Genomic DNA, 22,848 nt, shown 5'->3' with positions numbered 1-22,848 from the left:
TTATTCACTTCTCTTGTTATCTTAATTCTTTTAGTTATTTTAATAACTTTGAGTCTTGTGGGTCTAGCGAGTCTGTTAATCTTCTCTAATCTCTTGATCACACTTCATTCCACTGTAATCAATTATTCCGATTTCATCCGTTCTTTATCCATCCGGTTCAACGTTAGCTCGATCTCTTCCCTCCCGTTTAAAATCCTATGATTTCACGGACAAGGTTTTCAGGTAAGCCAACGCATCATCCACCGTGCTCACAGGCACAAGTTTCATTTTGGTACCAATTTGTTCAGCCTTGGCTTCCGCTTCCTTGTAATTATCCTTCGGCACGAAGAAGAACTCCGCTTCTTTCCGGTCAGCAGCTACAATTTTGTGCACTACACCACCAATTGCACCCACCACACCGTCCTTGGTAATGGTACCTGTACCCGCAATTCGATGACCTTTCGTCAGATCTCCAGGTGTTAACTGGTTATAAATCTCCAAAGTAAACATCAATCCGGCAGACGGACCACCAACCTGGGTATCGGTGAAGGAGATCTGTTTGTCCGGATCTTCCGCTTTCACCTTCTGAACCGCACCAATCATTACGCCGAGTCCCGGTCGGGTTTCACCCGTTTTACTGTCTTTGACCTGAATCAGCTTCACGTCCCGGCTAATGGTCTCTCCACCACGTTCCAGTTGCATTTCGACCGTATCTCCGACCTTTTTATCTTTTAACTGGGCAGAAAGGACCGTATTATCCGGCGTAGCTGTTCCGTTCACTCCCAGAATAATATCGCCCGGAGCAATGTCTCCTTCCGGTTTTGGGTCTTCGGACAGTCCAAATACAAAGATATGTTCAGGTACAATGGAGTACGCAACGCCAGCCTGCTCATACGCAGCCTCCATTGCGGAGGATTGCGAGTCACTCATGAACCATACTTGTTCAGCAGAGTATTCCGCTTCGCTTTTGCCGCGCAGTCGGTCTTCCTTTTTATCCACTTGAGCATTTTGATTGAACAGAGAGGTCCCTAGCAAAAACACATTGGCATATGTTGCCGACACAGTCGTCATCATAAATACACCGCGTTCATCCTGGTCTCCGCCCTTAACGGTTACCATTGGTTTTACTTCATCTGCACTGCCAGGCATATATATGATATACGGCGTTGGCATGTACACGGCAACATAGACGACCAGAGCCACCACGATCACAAAGATCGAAGCTCTGAATCCGCCAGATTTCCGAATCCGATTCATCGCATGAGCCTCCGTTCTTTGTATCTCTATATAAGCTAAACTCTACACTAATTAGCGATTGCAATACCACCTTTTGAATACTTCCATTCTCCGGTTAGATTTCGCACTCTTTGTCATGCAGATACGCAGCTCATCTTGTTTAATATTTATTTCAAGTCTAACACTCTGGTCCCTGTGCATACAATGGTACAGGCCGGATAGGCCACTGTATACCATAGCCTGTCCGGTCAAGGCCGAACCGCCCTTGGGGCGTCATTCGGCCGTCCATAACGATTCAGAAGCCGAATTGGCGCTATTTGATATGAGGTGAAACGATGACAATACAGAGCGAGGTTAGAGACTCTGGCCCGTTACGAACGATACTTCTAAGTACCGGCGCGTTAGCACTGGTCATTGCAGTAGTTGCTTCCCCCAAAGAAGCGTTTGATGCCTCTATTCAAGGTCTGGATATATGGTGGAAAATCATCTTCCCTGCCATGCTTCCGTTCCTGATGTTATCCCAAATGCTCACTGCGTTTGGCTTCACCCACGCGATGGGTGCCTTGCTCGGACCACTAATGCAACGCTGGTTCAGACTTCCAGGCAGCGCTGGGCTCGCTATCGCTGTTGGCATGTGCGGCGGATTCCCCGCAGGAGCAGATGCAGTATCCCGTTTATTTCAGGATAGACAAATTACCGCCAAGCAGGCGGTTGTCCTTGCAGCAGCAGCTCATTTTGCCAATCCAATGATGATCATCCTGGTCGTTGGTGCTGCTTTTCTTCACCAGCCTGCTGCCGGATATTTCCTCTTAGTGGTTCACTGGATCAGCGGCTGGATTGCTGCCATTTTTGCCGTGCGTCTCTTGCCTGCACCGGGTAACCAGAAAGATCTGGTTGGTTCGACAGCCCTCCAAGCGGATAACAGTTCTCGTGGTCCTCAGACGGCAAGTCCTGCAAGTTCCACAAGTCGCTCATCTCTCCCCCACCACTCTAAGATCAAACGACGTAGCATATGGTCTGATATGATGATTGCAGCCAGGGAAGCCCATAGTCGTGATGGAAGAGGGTTTGGCAAACTGTTAGGTGACACCGTGTCCCAGGCTGTGCAGACTTTGATGATGACCGGAGGATACATGATCGGTTTTGCCGTATTTATCCGGCTACTCTCCCTTTATGTGACTCCTGGTTCTTCTGCTGCGCTGTGGCCAGCCTTTTTGGAGCTTCATTTGGGCACCTACCATTTGAGCCAAACTTCGCTTACACCTGCCCTGCTGATGTCCCTGCTTGCAGCTGTTTTGGGATGGGGCGGTCTATGCTCCCATCTGCAAGTCTCTGCTGTCCTGAAAGGAACTGGACCCGACAGCAAATCCATGTTGTATTTTGCCGGAGTTCGTCTGATTCATGGGATCATCGCCTTTATTATCAGTCTGTTCCTCTGGATGCCGTTCAGCCGATATAGCACACAAGCCTGGACCACATTACAGACGAATGCAGACCAGGACCTGTCAACACCATTCAGTTGGCTCTTCATACATAATCCAGGCAACACATACACAATTAACGCCATATGGAGCGCCTTACCTGCTGCCTGCATGGGTCTAGCGTTACTTCTTGCAATTATGATTAGTCTATCAGGTCTTACCTTCTGGTTTAACCGCCGGTTTTCTCGCTGATTTTCTGACGGAGCGCAGCTTCCACTTCAGGTGATACAAGATCTGTTACATCTCCATGATAATGAGCGATTTCTTTGACGATGCTGGAACTTAAATAGGAATACTTTGGATTCGTCATCATAAATATCGTTTCCGCATCCGGATTCAACTTGCTGTTGGTCGATGCCAATTGCAGCTCGTATTCAAAATCAGTAACTGAGCGTATACCGCGAACGATAACCTGTGCTTCCTTTTGCCGAACGTAATTGGCCGTCAGATCACGGAAACTGTCCACCTCCACATTCGGTAGATGGCGGGTTACTTCCGTGATCAGTTCCTTGCGTTCCTCCACCGTAAACAGCGGATTTTTGCTCATATTGTTCAACACAGCCACAATGACGCGATCAAATTGCTTCGACGCTCTGGCGATAATATCGAGATGCCCCATCGTTACGGGATCAAAACTTCCAGGATATACGGCGATCCGTTCCTGTCGATGTATCATTTCAGTCATGAGGAGCCTCCTCTTCCGGTGTAATGGATTCTCCATCTTCAACCGCTTCAGGCGCATAATAATAGATGGATACTGCCGTCTCCCCATACAAAGCCTTGCGCGTTTGTTCAAACGGGCCGAATTGCTCAGGGTAATCATGTTTGGATTCATATTCAAGCACGATGGTTGCTTCGGGTTCCAGAAGTTCCAGTTCGTGCATGGTCAGCATCAACTCGTGCCCGTTCTTCATGCGATATGGCGGGTCGAGAAACACCAGATCGAACGTTGTGCCTCGCTTGGCGAGTGCCTTCAATGCACGACCTGCATCATTACGGTATACAGCCGCCTGGTCTTCCAGCTTGGTCGCCTTCAGATTCATGCGGATCACTTCAATACTTTTCGATTCCAAATCAACAAAAACAGCCTTGTCCATGCCGCGGCTCAGCGCCTCAATTCCGAGACCCCCACTGCCTGCAAACAGATCCAATGCTGTGCCGCCCTCAAAATAAGGACCAACCATGCTAAATAACGCTTCCTTCACCTTGTCGGTGGTCGGTCGCGTGCCTGTGCCAGGAACAGCCTTCAGCGGCCTACCTTTCGCACTCCCAGATACCACTCTCACTGACGAGTCACCTTTTCTCTATGTAAGTTTATTGATACGGCTATCGTACCACACTCCGGTTCAGTTTGAAAAATGTTCGGTCTTCATTTGCCTTGGAAAATTGTTGGCGAATTGTTGACGCATATGTATAAAAAGGAAACAATCGGGCGATTCTATAATTATCGACATCACAAGTGTCGTAGACAACCGCGGAGAAGACTTACGTTTCCCCATAAGCTCTTCGTCCGGTTTCTCCTCTCCCATGAAAAGTAGGCCCTCGAAAGAGGGCCTATTTTTGTGGTTTATGTTTAATTTATTATGTTAGTTATATTTTTCTTCAAATTCACTTATTTCAGCTTCCTCTTCAGTCTGCAACCATCCGATCTCCCTCAGCCATATGCCCATATCTGCAATAAATTCATTCGCGTTAAGATGTTCAATTTTGTATTTCTGGAGCTTCTCACTCAAAAAAGCATAGAACTCATGGCTTAATACATACCGTTGTTTGCTTTTGCTTAATGTCTTATACCGATCCTCGCTGACCACCAGATCAAAATAGATGACATTCTCCTTCTTCACATGCCTGACCGTGGACCTTCTATCGTATTCTTCAGGAAGACACCTGAAAACAAAGAATAGTTCAATATCAACTATTTGATATTTGCTTTCTGCTTGATCAAACACAGACTGCAACTCATCCGAAAGATTGGCAACTTGCGTTAAACCTGAAGTGTCAGTTGATCGGCCCAGAATCATCACTAAACTCCTCCTTGTTCAATCTCAACATGCGTAATGAAACTAAAAAAGGCTGACTAGTGATGTAAACTCCGTCAACCTTTCCTATGTTCGTCCTTCTTGTGCCTTGCCCCAACTTAGGAAGACTATACTAATTCATCTCTCTATGTTTCCGATTAGACCTTCGCAAATTGATCAATGGAATGATAAGTAAAACAACCGGCAAGAGAAGATTTATTGAACCATTCTTAATCATCATGAAGGTAATAAACAGCACGGCGAGCCAAGTCATAATCTCCATCATTTCATATTTGGTTAACGTAAGCTTAAATGCTTTTCTCGAAATGAAACGAATCAAGAAATAAGCGATCAAGCTATAGAACAGAATCATTCCCAAAATTGCAACAGTAATTATGAGGTACATATCCACCATATAAATCTCACCCGACCCTTATGTCATTCCCTTAATTTTACCATATAAGAAATAGGGTGTCATTCCAAATTCCGAACCAGCGCTTTGTCAAGGCTGACAAATTACGCTTTACTTCTCTTCAACAACAATCGTTGCATTATAGATCACGACACGTTTCCCATTGAGATCGAATAATACTTTATTCCCGTATTCCGTATCTTCCACGTCAATTTTGCCATCATAGGTTTGAATCAATTCACCATTATTACTGTACACTTTAACGACCCGCTCCAGGCCGCCCGAGTTATTGGATCTCATCGTTTTGAGTGCACGTTCACCCGAAGCGGTATTGAAATACCATATGAAACATCCAACTATGATGCCCAGAAAGACCAACACCGTCACCCATATACCTGTCTTTGCTTTTCTACTCATCTTGAACCCCCTATTATGTTTCCTGTCTTGTACATTACGAGGGCAGAGAGAGAACGGTTTCATAGATCACATCTCAAGCCATTTATGGACATAACAAAACAGAGGCCTCCAACAAGCGAAGACCTCTGTTCTTTATTGCGAATTACCTTTTATTTACAGTTCACGAATAACAAATTCAAATGTCAGTTCGCCGTCTGAAGGGATCAGGTATTCCGGATGAACTGGAGCACCCCAGCTGTCATCACCGCCGACACCCATTTGTTTACCCGCTACAGTCACGACCGTATAGTGCACAGGAGGCAATTCGTACGCATGTTGTGCGTTCTCCAGCTCAAATGCCGTATATGGTGATACATTCAGCTCAACCGGGGTTCCGGATGCTTCAATTTTGAAGCCACGTCCCGCGTTGTCTGTCAATTTGGCCCAACGTACACCTGTACGGTTGCCAGATTCCTGTGGTACCAGATATGGAGCTACAGTATCAGCTACCTTGCTGCCATGAATGCCCAAACGTGCGCCAAATGCACGGTCTGCATAGTTTTCTTCAGGTCCCATCGCGAGCCATTCCACGTTTTCGAAGTCAGGTGACGTTCTGAAGGACAATGCATGGATTGGCAGATTCGGCAATCCAGCTGTACCTTTGTACGCATTATGCACACGCACGCTTCCATCTGCATGTACAGTATAGACCACTTTTACTTGTACATCCGCCGAAATGTTGAGCTTGTACGTGAACTCGATCCGGTATTGATCCGGTTTCTGTTCCGCTTTCCACTCTACAGAACGTGGCATCAGGCTTGCTGCATACCAGGCACCCAGTTCGAAGCCCATCGCCATGCCTTTGTCATTATCCGTCATTGCACGCCAGAAGAGCGGTGCAGGTGGTACCGCAATGGTCTCACGACCGGACAATTTCAGGGAAACCAGTGTACCGAACTGTTTGGAGAACAGCGCATGCGTTTTGCCAGCACGAACGCCGATGTTAACGTCACCTTCGATAACTTGTACATCACTTACAAGGTTCAAGTCCACTTCAACTGCATCATTTACCTGATCCTGTGTGAAAATAAACTGTCCAAATGCCACTTCTTCGCCTTTGTCAGCCCACAGTGTAGCAGCTTTCAACACAAGTGCAGTGTTTACAGCGTACTCGCCGTCTGCCAAGGAGGCTGCCTCCAACGGAAGCTTCACTACCGTCTCGCTTTGCGCATCCACGTTGACTTCCAATGTTCCGCGTAGCACTTCATGTCCCTCGCGCTCCAGGCTGTATACCAGTTCCAGTGCAGATGTATCTGCGAACAGATTACCGTTCACGATTTTAACGCCTTCACGATCCGGGAACAGTTTGATGTTCTGATACAGGAATTTGACTTCCTGCATTTTCGCAGTCACTTTACGATCAGCATGGACGATACCGTTGCCACAGAACGAATAGTCTGATGGACGATCACCGAAATCTCCGCCATAAGCGAGGAACTCTTTGCCGTAACGATCTTTTTTGTAAATGGATTGGTCGATGTAATCCCAGATGAATCCACCTTGATACATCGGGTATTTGTCTTCCAACTCCGTGTATTTGTGCATACCACCAATAGAGTTACCCATGGCGTGCATGTACTCACAGCTAATATAAGGCTTGGTCGGATTCGCATTCAGGAATTCCTCAATGTCAGCCGGTTTGGCATACATGCGGGTCTCCATATCACTTGTCTCATCGAAACGACGATCATGGAATACACCTTCATAATGCACCAAACGTGTTGGATCAGCCGATTTAAAGTATTGGGATACTTTGTAGATGACTTCACCACCGTGTGATTCATTACCACAAGACCAGATCAGAATGGACGGATGGTTTTTGTCACGTTCCACCATGGATACAGCGCGGTCCATAACGATATCATGCCATTCCGGTTTGTCACCTGGGATAACCCAAGAAGGCTCAACAGCACCAAGCTTCTGCCAAGATCCGTGTGTCTCCAGGTTCATCTCGTCAATAACATAGAGTCCGTATTCATCACATAGCTCATACCACAGACTTTGGTTTGGATAGTGTGACGTACGTACGGCATTCATATTGTTCTGTTTGATGGTACGAACATCCCACAGCATGTCCTCCTTCGTAACCGCACGTCCACGACGCGGGTTGAACTCATGGCGATTCACACCTTTGAATACGATACGTTTACCGTTGATGTGCATTACTTTGTCAATCATTTCAAATGTACGGAAACCAACGGCTTGAGGAACAACCTCTACCAATGCACCCGCAGCATCATATACACGAATATAGAGACGGTACAAGTATGGAATCTCTGCGCTCCACAGGTTCACTGTACCAATGTCTTCACGAAGACTTACTTGTCCATCATTAACTTTGGATTCAAACGTCTTAACGGTCTTGCCTTCACGATCACGAAGTTCAGCCTCTACCCGCGATCCAGCAACGGCTTTTCCTTCCAGCTTCAGATCCAATTGCAATGTACCGTTCGTGTAGGACTTGTCCAGATCTGTGCGAACATGAACATCACGAACGTGTGCAGTCGGGACGGTATACAGATACACATCTCTGAAAATGCCGGAGAAACGCCAGAAATCCTGATCTTCCAGCCAGCTGCCCGTGCTGCGTTGATACACCTCAACCGCGAGTTTGTTCTCTCCATCCTGAAGGAATGGCGTTAGGTCAAAGTCAGACGGCGTGAAGCTATCTTCTCCGTATCCTACGAATTGTCCGTTAAGCCATACATAGAATGCAGACTCTACGCCTTGGAAAGAAATATATACCGGATTCGACTCCCAACCTGTCGGCAGGTGGAATGTGCGAATGTAACTACCTACAGGATTTTTGTCCTGTGGCAATGCCGGTGGACGAATCTCGTTCAAACCGTCCCAAGGATATTGGGTATTTACATATTGAATCTGTCCGTATCCTTGCAGTTGGATGTGTCCCGGAACTTCAATATCATCCCAGCCTTCACTGGAGAAATCGGATGTATAGAAAAACTCAGAACGGCTATCTGGACGAATCGCATAGTTGAATTTCCACGTACCATTCAGATCATAACGCATGGACATCGCGCCTGAACCTACAGCCTCGTCCATCGTTTGGTAATAACGGTGATCGGAATAGGCATGAAGACGGTTCACCTCAAATACACTTACGTCTCCCAACCAGTTGATATCTGCCTTTGTTGCTTTCATCGGCTCTCTCTCCCTTTAAAACGTTATAGTTTGACTTATTCAAGGTTTCATCTGGATTTCCTTTTTGCTTTACATAAACAAACAAAAAAGACAGAGGTACGCCATAACTGGCGTCCTCTCTTCTTTCCTGCACCCGTTCATTTGCACGGATTATGCCATTTTCATTACTTCACGGAACCTACCATACCTGCAACAAAATGTTTCTGCATGATGAAGAATACGATTGCTGTAGGCAGTGTTGCAATAACGATCGCTGTCATAATTACTCCGTAATCCGGAGCATAACCAGCACCAAGATTAGAAATCAATAGTGGGATCGTTTGTTGGTCAGGCGTTTGCAATACAATGAGTGGCCACAGATAGTTATTCCAGCTACTCATGAATGTAATGATTGCTGCCGCTGCATATGTTGTTTTCATTGTTGGCATGTAGATCTTCAGGAAGATCCCCAGTTCACTCAGACCATCGATACGACCAGCTTCCAGCAGATCTTTCGGGAACATTTTGGTGTTCTGACGGAAGAAGAAGATCAGGAACGCTGTTGCAATGGTTGGCAGGATAACGGCTGCCATCGTGTTAATTCCGATAACTGGAGTAACCCCAGAGATCGTTGCGAACATTCGATATAGTGGCACCATGATCGCTGCAAACGGAATCATCATGGACAACAATAGAATATTAAATACGATATCACGGGACTTCGTGCGGTATACTTCAAAACCATAACCAGCCATGGAGCCGATTAACAAGGCCAGCACAGTAGAGATGACCGAGATCATAGCTGAGTTCCCCAGAGCCTGCACTAGGTTTGTCGAATCAAGCAATTTGCTGAAGTTATCAAGAAAAGCTGAACCTGGCAGCAATCTGCCCTTCGTTACATCAACTGATGCATTTGTTGCACTGACCAGCATCCAGAAAAATGGGAAAATGGATACAAAGGCGACGATGGATAAGAACACATATGTGAAAATCCGTTTTGCTTTAGCTTTAGCCATTTTTATTATCACCTGCCACTTTAAACTGGATAATGGACAAAATAATGATCAAAATTACGATAGAGTACGAAACCGTTGCTGCATATCCAAAGTCTGGTGAATATTTGAACGAAAGGTTGTAGATATATTGTGAGATCGACATGGTCGCGTTACCCGGACCACCTTTGGTAATATTCATGATCTCATCAAAGATTTGAAGTGTACCAATAGTAGATGTGATCGACGTGAAGAGGATAATCGGTTTAAGCAACGGTACTGTGATTTTGAAGAATTGTGTAAAAGCATTCGCTCCGTCGATTCTTGCAGCTTCATAGATCGATTGATCGATGTTTTGCAGGGATGACAGATAGAAAATCATGTTATATCCGGTCCAACGCCAAGTAACGGCGATTATGATCGTAATTTTAGCCCAGAACGGGTCTGTGATCCATTGGATTGGATCTCCAATAATGTGCAGGCCCATCAGGAATTGATTCACCATTCCATCTGGTGCGAACAAATATTTGAATACAACAGAGTATGCTACCAATGAAGTTACACAAGGCAAGAAAATCGCTGTACGGAAGAAGCTCCGGAAGCGCAGTGTGCTGTCATTCAGCAATACGGAAATAAACAAACCAAGAATAATCATTAAAGGCACTTGAACAATCAAGTAGATAAATGTATTCGATAATGCTGTACGGAACGTTGTGTCAACTAACAATCTTTTGTAGTTAGAAAGGCCCGTAAATTCAAGATTGGCTCCTACACCAGACTTGAACGATAAGAGCAGCGCTTGGATCATCGGGTAGAAGTAAAATGCAACAATCCCGACAACAGCCAGCAAAACAAAAGCCCATCCAGTCAAATTATTTTTCTTTTGGAGACTGTCTCCTGTATTCATGGCTTTCACAGTATGGCTCCTCTCTCTCCATGGAACATGGGTAGAACCCACAGAGCCTCTCGCCATGTCCGTTCGACTTGCGCCGGACAAGGGAGACGGCTCCGATGTTTCCTGGGGTTCTATAAGTTACCTTGGGTATCTTAGTTTAATTGTGCTTCAGCTTGTTTTTGTGCATCAGCCAGAACATCATCAATTGCTTTTCCGTTAAGGAATGCTTGCATTTCTACAACCAGAATGTCTTCGATGGCATATGTGTTGATACCATAGTTTACGCTTGGAATTTGTTCAGTCCAATTTGCGAAGTCTGTGAAGATTTTTTGTCCGCCGAAGTACTCGTCTTCTTTGGCATAAGCTTCACCATCAACTGCCGGTTTGTACGTACCGATTGCACCGATGTTGTTCAACAGATCTTGATACAATTGTTTGTCAGAACCGAAAGTTTTTGCTACGAAATCAGCTGCTTGATCTGCACCAGGAACGTTGTTCATAACATACCATGAGCTACCACCCAAGTTCGTTGCGTGAACAGAGTTCGGTTGACCAGCCATTTTCGGCATAGGTGCTACAGCCCATTGGCCAGATTGGGAAGCTTCTTGACGTATAGATGGTGAAATCCAGTTACCAGTAGGTACTGAAGCTACGCTACCATTATTCATGTTTGCAATGAATTGGCTCCAGTCAGAGTGCAATTTAACAATATTTGCATCCATCATCGCTTTGTACGTAGTGAAAGCTTCTTTCAGAGCAGCATTGTTTGCAATGTCAGGTGTTTTACCATCTTCTGCTGAATACCATTTGCCTGCTGTTTGAATCATCATACGAATGATTCCGAGGTCATTTGGATCAAGAGAAAGAAGTTCTTTACCTGTTTTAGCTTTTACATCTTTACCAATTTGGATGTAGTCATCCCAAGTGATGTCTTGCAGGTCAGCAGCTTTGTAGCCTGCTTGCTCAAGCAAGTCTGTTCTGTAGTACAAGCCAGCAACGCCGGAGTCAAATGGTACTCCGTATTGTTTGCCATCAAACGCTGTTGGTCCGAGTTTGTAATCTGCAAAGTCGGAAGCCGTAACGTTGGAAGACAGATCTTTGAACGCATCAGGATATGCATTCAGGAAGCTTTGTGAGCGATAGTCTTCGATCAGAACTACGTTTGGAAGACCGCTGGCAGTTCCGGAGTTAAGACCCGTGTTCAGTTTCTGAATAATATCAGCTTGAGCGTATTCAATGATGTTAATTTTCACATCAGGATTTGCTTTTTGGTATGCTTCTTTTGCTGTTTCCATTGCAGCAACGTTAAAAGCTTTGTCCCAAGCCCAGACCGTAATTTCGTTTGTTTTTTCGTCACCACCAGCGGAATTACCTCCACCACCGGATGAACATGCAGACAACAGCAATACTGTAACGAGCATCAATACCCACATTTTCTTCAAAACATTCAACTCCCCTTCAACCTCTTTGTGTGTAATTTGTTTACGTTTTCTGAAAGCGGTTGCTTTCGATGTATTCATCTTATCATTCCCATATCTCCATTCGTTAGTAATAATTTTGTACGGATTTGTCATCTTATTGCCACAATGAAAACCTTTACAGAAACCGTTTGCATTAAATTTGGTTTTTTGTAATTTCTTTTGATTTTGTATTTTCTTGATCTTGAAATAGTACAAATATGTATTTTCACTTTACCTCTGACACGTGAAAATCCCCCGTCTCCGTAGAAATACAGAAGCGAGGGATCTCATTTTCGGGTGTATTTAGTTGGATTAGATTTCAACTCAACTCGTGATTAATGGTAGTGTTACGGTCACTCTCGTTCCTTCACCAACATTGCTCATAATGGTGACACCGTAAGGTGAACCATATAATAGCTCAATGCGATCATGCACATTGCGAATGCCGATGCCGCTGAATAGTTGACGATTGTTTTTCGGATTAGGCAATGTTTCTCCCATAATGAGTCCTTCAATTCCGTCACCATTGTCCATGATCTCACAGATGAGCGATTCCCCCGCTCTGGAAACCATGACATGAATGGTACCCGTCTCTTTTTTGATAAATCCATGGAAAAAAGCGTTCTCGATAAACGGCTGAATCACCAGCTTCGGTACATGGTAGTGAGTACAATCCGGAGCAACATAGAAGGCTGCTTTAATCCGGCCTCCGTACCTGACGTGATTAATGAAGACATAATTTTTCAAATTCTCGACTTCTTGTTCAACTGTAACGGTCTGACTCACATCACTAATCGTATTTTGCAGCAATCCAATCAATGCATTAATGGTCTCCGCTGCCCTGTCCTTGTTACCTTGTTGCACTAAAACTTTGACGGAAGCAAGGGTATTGTACAAGAAGTGAGGATTAATCTGACTCTGTAATGCCGCAAGCTCTGCGTTACGTTGTTCATGCTGTGTCTGTACTAACTGATCCACATAATCGTGCAGTTCATCAAGCATGTAATTGTAAGCATGACCCAGCTGCCTGCTCTCGTAGCTGCCGCTCACGGGAATATAGTTGTCCAGATCACTTTTCGTAATGTTGGACATCTGCTTCACAAGTCTGCGCAATGACTTGGTAATCTGGCTGGTGATGAGAAACACGAGAATGAGTGCCCCCACAACAATAGCTGCACAGATCAAGGCAACCGTCTTCATGTCGATGAGTTGACCCATCGCCAGATCCTTATCCACTACATTGACAATGTAAAACCGATAGAACGGTAAATACTCGGATAGAACGACGCTATCCTGATCCATCACACGAGCATTGATGCTTCTCGGAGACGTTTTGTTCATTTCTCGAGCATATGACAGCAAATCCAGCTGAGTTGTCCCGATCCAGTCTTCACGATTCGAAGAAACAATCTCACCTTTTTCGTTCATAATGACCACGTCATTGCCTCGACTTGTAAAGCTGGTGTAGAACTGCCGGAACGCATCCTCTCTCATGGTGACATAAAGTGTACCATATATTCGGCTGCGGGCTCGATCTGTCAACGCCTTCGTGGCAGAGATCATCTGCTGAGTTCCGACATTTTCATCGTTTTGGTAATCATCAAAGATCAGACGACTAGGCGTCTCAGCGGCTTCCATCGTGATCGGCTCCTGTTTCAATTCATCCACTGACATCTGAAGGTGAGCACGATTGGTGGAATAGCTGCGTCCATTAATCCCGATAATCGTTATCCCGACTTCGTAGGATTCTGTTATGGATTGAATCCGATCCATCGTTTCCCTCATATTATAGAAGGATTTTGCCATAGTGAGGGAATCGGCATCTCCTTCGGACAGGAACCCTCGAATCGCTCCACTTTGCGTCACATTGTTGGATACGGCAGCAATTGCGTCATTAAAGGATTCAAAATTCGTCTTGATCTGATTAAGCACCTTAGAGTTCGTGATACTGAACGTCTCGGTAAACAGATTGGTAGACATGTGAATGGTCGTCCATAGTATGAGTGCAGAGACGAGAACAATACTGACGACCATAACCAGAAACAACTTGGGAAATAATCCGAGACGAGATAATTGGTTCATCCATTTCTTCATGATCTTATCCTTCTGACTTTATGCCCAGAATTTGCGCCGGTATCGGCTTGGTGATAGTCCGGTGAATTTTTTGAACACTTTGCAAAAGTAACTATGATCGGAATAACCAACCATACTGCTAATCTCCGAAATTGTTACATCATCGGATCGGAGCAGTTCCTCCGCTTTTTCAATCCGAATTTTATTCAGGTATTCATTGAATCCTTCTTTTTTGTGAGATGAGAAATAACTGGATAAGTACGATGGATTAAAATGAAAGTGTTTGGCTACTTCAGCAAGCCCAAGCGGCTGGTCAAAGTGCTCATGCATGTAATCCAGCAGCATCTTCATATTCGGATCACTTCGTTTTCCACCCGCACCAACAGTGCACTCCTGAACTTCCGTCATAAACTGATCAAGCACAGTCATGACTTCATTTAGACTCGTAGCCCCGTCCACATTTTTAAAATACGTATATTTGCTCTCTTCAAGCCCTGCAGACTGAACGTCCATATCCGCGAGGGTAATCGTTACGTTGAAGATCAGGTTACCGAGAAATGACTTAATCTCAAACACATCAGCAATATAATCCCGACCAAGTGTTGTCGCATGATCCTGCAAGTACTCTCTTGCTGCTTCGACCCGGTTACGCTTCACATGTTGCAAAAACATATTCACATTGAACTGGTAACCTGCCGGATGCATCGGCGGAAGTTCACCATACACAAGGATCGGTCGATCCTTATAATAGAAGCGATATTCCATTAGCTTGATCAGGCGTTCACGGTATACGATACCCATCTGTTCAAATGAAGTAAAGCTGTCACTAAGCACCCATCCAGGGTTGCCTTGTCCCGCTGCATTTTCACTAGCAAGCTGTTTAATGCGTTCAACCATCCATTCATCTCGCGCAGGATCGACATTAAGAAGCATGACAGGCAGTGCGCCCTCTGCCGGAACTATTGCACATTCCACTTCAGGCAGATCACTACGGAGTCTGGATTCAATTTTTTCCTGATCCAGTTTTAGTGGATTCCCTTCAGCATCCATTGGTTTATACACCAGCAAGCGAAAGGATTCGTGTGGAAAGGTGTCTCGAATCATCGGCATCTCGCTATCCTCGTCCAAAGTAAATCCGGACAGCATCTTCTCCATCAGTTGACCAAGTCTCCAGCCATCGTGTGACGGCTCAAACTGTAACTCTGGAATTTTACCTGCTGTGCGTTGAAGGACCTGCAATAATTCATTCGTATCCAGCTTCGGTTTCAATATATAATCCGCTGCCCCGTGCTGGAGCGTTGAACGAACATATTCAAATTCACTGAAGCTGCTAAGTACAATCACTTCAATCTGCGGATTACTGGCTTTTAGTGTACGGACAAAAGTCTCGCCATCCATGACAGGCATGACAATGTCGGTAATCACAATATCCGGTTTTAACAGGCTCACCTGCTGTAATCCTTCTTCACCGTTGGAAGCTTCACCCACAATGATAAATCCTTCAGCTTCCCAGTTCATATGGTGCTTTATACCTTGTCTTACCAGAAACTCATCGTCAACAATCAGCACCTTGCACAACCGGTTCATGATCGCGACCCCCTTGTCTAATCTTTCCTCTATATCTGTACAGGTTATACCAACTATTATATATCGGTTATAAACGCCTTCCAGTGTTAGCGGTTACATTAATTTTAAAATGATTGTACATCTTTTTATATCCTAAAACGATCCTTTAAGCAATGGTAACTCTCTATAGTTTACACTATATTTCGACAAAATAAGAAGCCCTGAATCGCCTTTCGATCATTTGGCGAAGCAGGACTCCTATTTTCAAACCTTTATTTCGTTACATTACACACTTAAGGTTCGATTCCCCACTGAAGACTTCCCGCTATATGACCGGTAACTTTGGTCCAGTCCGTATAGGAAGTCTGACTAGCTGCAAAGGAGTAATCATCGGTTTGTGTATAGTTGGTCCAATTGCTCTTGGAGATGCGAGTGTGGATTTCCGTGCTTTGTCCCGCATTCAGTGTTCCAGCCGAAGCCGTGAAGCCGATCTCAAGCACGTGGTCAGCACCTGTCCGTACTGGATTGAGTGCACTGAACGTGCCTGTTACATTCGCACTACCAGAAGTCGCCCAGTCAGCGAAGAAGTTCTGAGGCTGTTCCCCGTTAATCGTGTAATAGTATCTGATTTTCACATCGGACAGATTCAATGCTGTAGTCCCTGTATTCGTCAGTTTGAATTTGGGACTAATGGAACTGCCCGTCGCCTGAGTGTTGCTATTAAACATCTCAATGCGTATGGTTCCAGATGGTATAGCTGTCGTGTCTTTAATGAGCAGATTCAAGGTCGCAGGAGCGCCTGCGCTGAATTGAAAGGTTAGCGCCGCTGCGCCATTTGGCAGTGAAGCCAGGTAATTTTTACTTAACACGACCTCATTGCCTGTCAACGTGTAATCTGTACCCGAAACCAGCGTTGCATTCCCGTTGCGAATGGATGCAAGTGTATTGCCGTTCAGCGTTAACGTGACTGGAATATTAACCTGATTGCCTGCTTTGCGATCAAATTCGGCTGTAACCGGTGTAATCACCGAGTTGGTCACTGGTGTACCCCCGCCGTCTCCTCCACCATTGTTACCTCCAACACGGTCCGCATACAAAATTCCGCGGCCATTCGTTCCGAGATATACTCTTCCATACAGACGCGGATCACCCGTAATCGTGGTTACACGAGCATACTGATGCTGATCATCGTTGATCCGGACCCAATTGGCCCCACCGTCATCGGAGCGGAAGAATCCACGTGTTCCATCGATCTGTGCAACCGTGTATAACGCGACAACGCTTTGCCCAGGGGCAGCTTTACCAAATCCGATACTATCTGCTTCCTCTACATTGGCAAGCTTCGTGAATGTCGCTCCTGAATCCGTGGAATGCCATAACCCGTAAGGACCTTCTTCCTCACTACCGCCAGCAAACCACAGTTCGCCTTCAACACCCGGAACAGCATCCAGATCTGCATTTCCTTCGATCGGAAGTCCGGTAGCCGCCGAGGCAGTGAAGGAAGCTCCACCATTTACACTCACATAGATTTTACCCGCTGCAAATCCATAGAATTTGTTTGGATTTACACGATCCGAAATCACTTTCGCCTGTGCAGGTATCCCCGTACTTGCCGTCCAGGAATTACCGCCAGTCGAATAATGTACGCCTTTGTCTGACGTGCTCCATACCAATCGGTTACCATTTGCAGAGATGGCTACAGTACCGCCTCCAGTTGTGCCTGCAGGTTCTGCATTGGCTTTATACCATGTGGTACCTCCATCACTGGATAAACCAATGGATTTCGCATTTGGATCAGCAGCATAATCTGCTTTACCTACGCGAACCATCGTATTCGGACTTAACTCTGCAAAATCCAGACTTTCTGTGGAAGAATAGTTCGGGCTCGTAAATATGGTAGCTGGAGCCTGATTCAGATTGTTATGACGGAATCCGGAGACATCCCCCACTCCACTTAACAAATGCGCACCACTAGGCGGGCTGATTAGATCCAGTACGGCAATCTCCTCAACACCCTTCGCCATCACTGAAATATTGATTTTTTTATCATCATCCCAGTCCGTCAGGTTCTTCGTTCCATAGATCGTAGCACCTGTTCCATACATCATGCGATCCGAATCAAATGGATCGATCTCCAGATCACCGATCATCCAACCCAGTTTTGGAGATGGTTCAGGCGGGGCAGGCGTGATACCAAAGGTGAGCCATGGCGCTGCCGAAATATCCTGTGTATATCGCAATTTCCGGTTCGGATATCCGTCGAATTCCCATATGCGCGTCCACGTCGCTCCACTATCTGTACTGCGGAACAAGGTGGCATCCGGCCACCAGGAATTCAATGTCGCAACCATCAATGTACCGGGATTTTGTGCATCCACAGCCAACCCGCCATATCCAAAATAATTATCCGTGCTGCTGCTTGGCACAGGGCTGATGTTGGTCCAGACACCTGTCGACGTATTCAGTTTCCAAACGTCACCTTCCTCCCCATCATAGGGTCCAACACCATCGCTATACGTAATATAAAGGCTTCCATTGGAATCAAGCACACCATGATGCGGAATAAAACCCGTAGGTTGACCAGCAATAGCTGACCAGGTCAGGCCACCATTCGTGCTGCGATATACGCTTTGAGCTTTATCCGCAACACCCACATAGATTGTCTGGGTTGCCTGCCCTGCCGAACCTGTTGTTTTGTCAAACGTAATCCATGCCAGACCTACGATGTCACTGGTATATTCATTCGAAGGATCTTGCACATAATTTCCCGGATTCGGGAAGCTTGTTACTTCGTTCCAAGTCACACCGTAATCGGTACTCTTCCAAAGTCCATGACCACTTCGTGCACCGAAATACAAGATACTGTTATCGTTCGGGTCCACGGTCAGACGTTCTCCCATCGAACGTCCCGGCATATTGCCGCCCACTTTGAACGGAAGTGTTGTGGTCTGCCATGTATCTCCCCGGTCCGTAGAGCGCAAGATGGAGCCATTATTTTTGTCCCATGAATTCGTATACGTCCCGACTGCCATATACACCCGATCAGGATCAACCGGATCCGTAGCCAGTGCGTCTACACCGTTTTTGTTCCAGTCATCCCACCCGACAAAATCAGTTAACGGGATCCAGCTCTCGTTAGCCGCATTCCAGCGATAAGCTCCCCCGATATCTGTACGGGCATAGATCAGATCCTTTTCCGACTCGTTGAAAATAATGCCCGGTACAAATCCGCCTCCTGCACCAGTCACTACATTTTTCCACTCATAAGCTTCACTCGGTGCCGCTGCTGTGGTTCCAACAAGTCCTCCCAGCGAAGCCGTTACCACGGCAACCGTCAAACTCATGATCCGTAATTTCCCCATAAACGTTCTCATTTTTACTCAGCCTCCTCTTCAACTCGGTAACTGCATTCCGGTCTTCCCGCTGTCTCAGCGTGCTGATAATGGCGTGTCAGACGAATTCATGCATTCAGATTACAAGAAATATCACCCCCTTTCAGTCCTTTTGTTAAGCGCTTACAAAACTAATCTTCATTCGTCGTTATATGGATAAATCTTTCAATAAATAACATTCGATAGCAAAAGACAAACACCTCTGTCCAAAATCCTATTTTTGTAAAATATTTTCAGTGTTTTATCTTGTTTACACAACAAAAAAGATGCTGTTTTAGCAGCATCTTTCGACATTTCATATAAAAGTTTAAAAAATATCATCGTTTCTTTCCTCGCAAACCAGGCAGAAGTTCATTGCATGACTGGCAACCGTTTATTTCTGGCTACCATAAGCGTGAGTCTCCTGGCCTTTAACCCCCGGTCTGATGACAAATAGTGAGCCAGCATCTGGTGTCTCTTTCAGACGTTCTTCCTTTATTCCGGTACGTGCTGTTGTAATGTACAAATCTTCAAGCTCCGGTCCACCAAAACAGCAGGATGTTACTTGATCTGCGGGCACTTCAATCTGTTGTAACAGTTCTGATGTATCCGGGTTCCAGCGTGTGACTCTTCCTCCACCCCAGTGCGCAACCCATAACATGCCTTCACCATCGACCGTCATGCCATCCGGAAAACCGAATTCCTCAGGTATATGAATGACGCTTGTCCGATTCTGTATCGTCCCGGCTGCCAAATCAAAATCAAATCGGTCAATAGCACGTGTTGGGGTATCAATGTAATACATGGTCTGCCGATCCGGACTCCATCCCAGGCCATTGGATGTAGACACGTCTTGTACCATCGTGCGCACAGGTTGTCCTTGTTCCAAACAATACAATGATCCTGCTTTGGCCTCATTATTCAAGCTCATTGTGCCTGCCCAGAAGCGTCCCTGTGCATCACATTTTCCATCATTAAAACGATTGGTATCCTTATCTTGTTCAGGATCCTCAATGGCATGCAGCTCACCCGTAAGCAGATTATACGTATGGAATCCACTGCGTAAAGCAACCACAACCTCGTCACCACGATACGGAACAACCGCGCCGACATGTTCACCGACATCATAAGCCTGATCCTGTCCTGTAACCGGATCATACACATGTACCTTGAAGCTTTCAATATCTACCCACAATAATCGATTGTTCTCCGCATCCCAGCTTGGGCCTTCGCCCAGCAATGCCGGAGTTTGTACTGCTACAGTTACGTTGCTCATGCCATCACGTCCTTTTTAAGATTTGACGCCGCCTGACCATTCGAATCCGATCGCATCCAAGAATGCTTTGGACAGCACCATATGGCCTGTTGCATCCGGATGTACCCGGTCATAAGTCAGCACAGCCGTATAGAAATGATCCCAAAATGGAGCAAATGCAGCCTGTGTATCCACATACACCGCATCATACTCGCTGGCTACCCTGCGTACCGCTTCTCCGTAAATATCCATCGTTGCCCGCATCGGGTCTTCCGGATTGGCCTCAAGATAATAAGGAGACATCAGTACCAGCCCCTTCAAATTGGGTCGAACCGAAGCCACCAGTTCACGCAATGTGGATTCGTATTCTTCCAGGAACACATGTGATTCTGTTGACAGTGGGTTGTCAAACTGACGCCACACATCGTTAATGCCGATCATGATCGTCAACCAATCCGGTTTTAGGTCAAGCACATCACGATCCCATCGTTGTTTCAGATCACGAATCGTATTTCCACCATTACCCACATTCTGGATACGCAACATCAATTCCGGATAGATGGATCGCAACAGTGCATGGACTTGCGTAACATAACCATGGCCCAGACCTGAACTGCCCTCGCCTACAGGATGTTCCCGGCCACAATCCGTAATCGAATCTCCGATAAACAGAAGCTTGTCATTTTTCTGCAATTTCATCGTCATTTTCTCCTTCGCTCGAGAGCGCTAATATGATTACCAGCCTTGATTTTTAAGCCACGTCAAGCATAGATCAGACCAGGCCCGAACCGCGTGGTTGTCCTCAGCCAATCCGAGACCATGTGAGCCCTTCTCAAAAACGTGCAAGTCATAGGGAATACCATGCGCGCCCAGGGCAAGTGCGTAACGCAAGCTATTCTCCACAGGTACAGCCTGGTCATCGCTGGTGTGCCAGATGAACGCTTCTGGAGCATCCGCTCTCACCTGTTGTTCCGCACTGAATGCCTTAATCTGCTCGGCAGACGCGTCAGATCCAAGCAAATTTTCACGGGAACCAGCATGTCCATAAGACTCCATCGTAATGACCGGGTAACAGAGGATAACCCGATCCGGGCGTGAACTTTGACGTTCAATGAGGTCCTCATGATCCGGTTGTCCCTCGTCATACAGCGTTCCTAGTGTTGCTGTAAGATGTCCGCCCGCGGAGAAACCAAGTACGGCAACTTTGGCAGGATTGATGCCATACTGCTCAGCATGTGCACGAACATAACGTATGGCTCGCTGACCATCTGTAATCGGTGCAGGATGCTGGTGAGGTGCTACCCGATATTTAAGGACAAATGCGCTGATGCCTGCACGGTTTAACAGCTCGGCTATTGGTGCACCTTCATGATCCGCCAAAAATCCATAGCCGCCACCTGGACATACAATGACAGCGCTCTCGGAACCGGGCTGAATAAATGGAATCAAATGTGGCATTTCGTCTTCATGGCCCTGCGCTGCATGTGGTGCAGCATAGTCCCATAAGGGTATCGTTGTTGTCATCTTCAATCATCCTCTCTAGGTAGAACGGATTCATGCATCCGTTTAAACGTTTTCGAATATCTCAGGAATCGATATCATCATAACGGCAATGACCCTCATGCATCAATACCTTCCTGGCATCACTTTTTATTCAATTCGTTACGGATTAGTATAAATTCCGGAATTGTTCAGGAGTGACTCCCTCTATCCTGCGAAAGGTTGCTACAAAATGGCTTGAATCCCGAAAGCCCACCCGAACTGCAGTTTCCCGGATCGTCAGGGCAGTATCGCCGGTCATGATTTCCTTGGCTTTGCGAATACGCAGCAGAATGAAATAACTGTAGGCCGTCATGCCAAAGGATTGTTTGAACAAGGTGTTCAGATGTCTGGATGAGATCCCCGTGACCTCAGCCATATGTTCGAGACCAATCTCGGGATTCGCATAGTGCTGTTCCATGAATGCAATGAGCGGAGCGAGTCTCTCCACGGCATGTGAGATCGAAGAACGATTGCCTGTCATGCCATGTTTTTTGAGCAAAATCAGAAATCGGTATATATCCGCTGACGCTTCGAGTCCCGACAAATCTTGATCACTGCTGATCGAATCCAGCACTTCCTGACCATAATCGTTGAACGGGCTGCTCTGCTCCCACTGATAGAATGCTGCTTCACCCAGACTAAGCGACTCTATAATAGCAGGACACTGGGAACCGCCAAATGTAATGTAGAGTGTCTCCCACTCTCCTTGGGCACGCACATATTCATGTGGCTCATTCGGGGGCAACAAAATACCTGATGCTTCCCCAAGTATAACCGTGGACCCGGCAAACTTGAATTCCCCCGCTCCCTTTACAGTCTGAAGCCAGTGGTAACATGGATACCCTACAGGTCTGGATACCTTCTCCTGATTGCCATTATAGCCAAGGCTCTCAATATAAAGGGGCAGCGGCTGATCACGTGATGTCATGAAATATCGTTGATGTCGTGGTGAGATAAACATGAGATGCCCC

The 22,848-nt window shown here is 46.1% G+C and carries 17 protein-coding genes; 1 reads left to right on the top strand and 16 read right to left on the bottom strand.

From position 1 onward, the window contains the following. Positions 1-195: 195 nt before the first annotated feature. Entirely contained in the window at positions 196-1,236 is a 1,041-nt protein-coding gene (locus tag MKX75_RS10590; RefSeq protein ID WP_339169564.1) for a SepM family pheromone-processing serine protease, read from the bottom strand. 314 nt (positions 1,237-1,550) lie between these two features. On the opposite strand from MKX75_RS10590, the gene MKX75_RS10585 reads away from it, so the two are divergent. Continuing rightward, positions 1,551-2,888 carry a nucleoside recognition domain-containing protein gene (locus MKX75_RS10585; RefSeq protein ID WP_339169563.1) on the top strand — a complete coding sequence of 446 codons (1,338 nt, stop codon included), beginning with the start codon at positions 1,551-1,553 and terminating at the stop codon, positions 2,886-2,888. On the opposite strand, the gene coaD is transcribed toward MKX75_RS10585, so the two are convergent. The 15 genes from coaD to MKX75_RS10510 all read right to left on the bottom strand — a co-directional run bounded on the left by coaD (position 2,866) and on the right by MKX75_RS10510 (position 22,838). Beyond that, positions 2,866-3,372, bottom strand: a complete 507-nt coding sequence (gene coaD, locus MKX75_RS10580) for a pantetheine-phosphate adenylyltransferase (protein ID WP_085981453.1) — start codon at positions 3,370-3,372, stop codon at positions 2,866-2,868. The genes MKX75_RS10585 and coaD overlap by 23 nt on opposite strands. A gap of 1 nt (position 3,373) precedes the next feature. Further along, the gene (rsmD, locus tag MKX75_RS10575) at positions 3,374-3,982 is read right to left on the bottom strand and encodes a 16S rRNA (guanine(966)-N(2))-methyltransferase RsmD (RefSeq protein WP_036609474.1); all 609 of its coding nucleotides are present in this window, start codon (positions 3,980-3,982) and stop codon (positions 3,374-3,376) included. Positions 3,983-4,282: 300 nt separating this feature from the next. Beyond that, complete coding sequence (locus MKX75_RS10570; protein ID WP_339169562.1) at positions 4,283-4,717, bottom strand: hypothetical protein; 435 nt, start codon at positions 4,715-4,717, stop codon at positions 4,283-4,285. Between the two features lie 520 nt (positions 4,718-5,237). Beyond that, on the bottom strand, positions 5,238-5,543 hold the full coding sequence (locus MKX75_RS10565) for a hypothetical protein (RefSeq protein WP_062833752.1): 306 nt from the start codon (positions 5,541-5,543) through the stop codon (positions 5,238-5,240). 153 nt (positions 5,544-5,696) lie between these two features. Then, positions 5,697-8,744: a glycoside hydrolase family 2 TIM barrel-domain containing protein gene (locus tag MKX75_RS10560; protein ID WP_339169559.1), complete on the bottom strand. Its 3,048-nt coding sequence runs from the start codon at positions 8,742-8,744 to the stop codon at positions 5,697-5,699. A gap of 164 nt (positions 8,745-8,908) precedes the next feature. Further along, positions 8,909-9,739 carry a carbohydrate ABC transporter permease gene (locus MKX75_RS10555; protein WP_339169558.1) on the bottom strand — a complete coding sequence of 277 codons (831 nt, stop codon included), beginning with the start codon at positions 9,737-9,739 and terminating at the stop codon, positions 8,909-8,911. Beyond that, positions 9,732-10,622, bottom strand: a complete 891-nt coding sequence (locus tag MKX75_RS10550) for a sugar ABC transporter permease (protein ID WP_339170422.1) — start codon at positions 10,620-10,622, stop codon at positions 9,732-9,734. Before MKX75_RS10550 ends, MKX75_RS10555 begins: the two co-directional genes overlap by 8 nt. A 140-nt stretch (positions 10,623-10,762) precedes the next feature. Beyond that, a complete protein-coding gene (locus MKX75_RS10545; protein ID WP_339170421.1) occupies positions 10,763-12,043 on the bottom strand; it encodes an extracellular solute-binding protein in 1,281 nt (426 codons plus the stop codon). 351 nt (positions 12,044-12,394) lie between these two features. Further along, the gene (locus MKX75_RS10540) at positions 12,395-14,164 is read right to left on the bottom strand and encodes a sensor histidine kinase (RefSeq protein WP_339169557.1); all 1,770 of its coding nucleotides are present in this window, start codon (positions 14,162-14,164) and stop codon (positions 12,395-12,397) included. Between the two features lie 18 nt (positions 14,165-14,182). Beyond that, a complete protein-coding gene (locus MKX75_RS10535; protein WP_339169556.1) occupies positions 14,183-15,730 on the bottom strand; it encodes a response regulator transcription factor in 1,548 nt (515 codons plus the stop codon). A 272-nt stretch (positions 15,731-16,002) separates the two neighbouring features. After that, complete coding sequence (locus MKX75_RS10530) at positions 16,003-19,053, bottom strand: X2-like carbohydrate binding domain-containing protein (protein WP_339170419.1); 3,051 nt, start codon at positions 19,051-19,053, stop codon at positions 16,003-16,005. Positions 19,054-19,474: 421 nt separating this feature from the next. Then, positions 19,475-20,356 carry an SMP-30/gluconolactonase/LRE family protein gene (locus tag MKX75_RS10525; protein WP_339169555.1) on the bottom strand — a complete coding sequence of 294 codons (882 nt, stop codon included), beginning with the start codon at positions 20,354-20,356 and terminating at the stop codon, positions 19,475-19,477. A 15-nt stretch (positions 20,357-20,371) separates the two neighbouring features. Then, positions 20,372-21,034, bottom strand: a complete 663-nt coding sequence (locus MKX75_RS10520) for an SGNH/GDSL hydrolase family protein (protein WP_339169553.1) — start codon at positions 21,032-21,034, stop codon at positions 20,372-20,374. Between the two features lie 36 nt (positions 21,035-21,070). Beyond that, a complete protein-coding gene (locus tag MKX75_RS10515; RefSeq protein WP_339169552.1) occupies positions 21,071-21,859 on the bottom strand; it encodes an alpha/beta hydrolase in 789 nt (262 codons plus the stop codon). A gap of 145 nt (positions 21,860-22,004) precedes the next feature. Continuing rightward, complete coding sequence (locus MKX75_RS10510; protein WP_076330545.1) at positions 22,005-22,838, bottom strand: AraC family transcriptional regulator; 834 nt, start codon at positions 22,836-22,838, stop codon at positions 22,005-22,007. Between the last annotated feature and the right edge of the window lie 10 nt (positions 22,839-22,848).

The sequence above is a fragment of the Paenibacillus sp. FSL R5-0341 genome, assembly GCF_037975235.1.
In the GTDB taxonomy this organism is placed as follows: domain Bacteria; phylum Bacillota; class Bacilli; order Paenibacillales; family Paenibacillaceae; genus Paenibacillus; species Paenibacillus amylolyticus_A.
The sequence above is the reverse complement of the archived record's forward strand: the minus strand, read 5'-3'. Positions and strand labels throughout refer to the sequence as shown.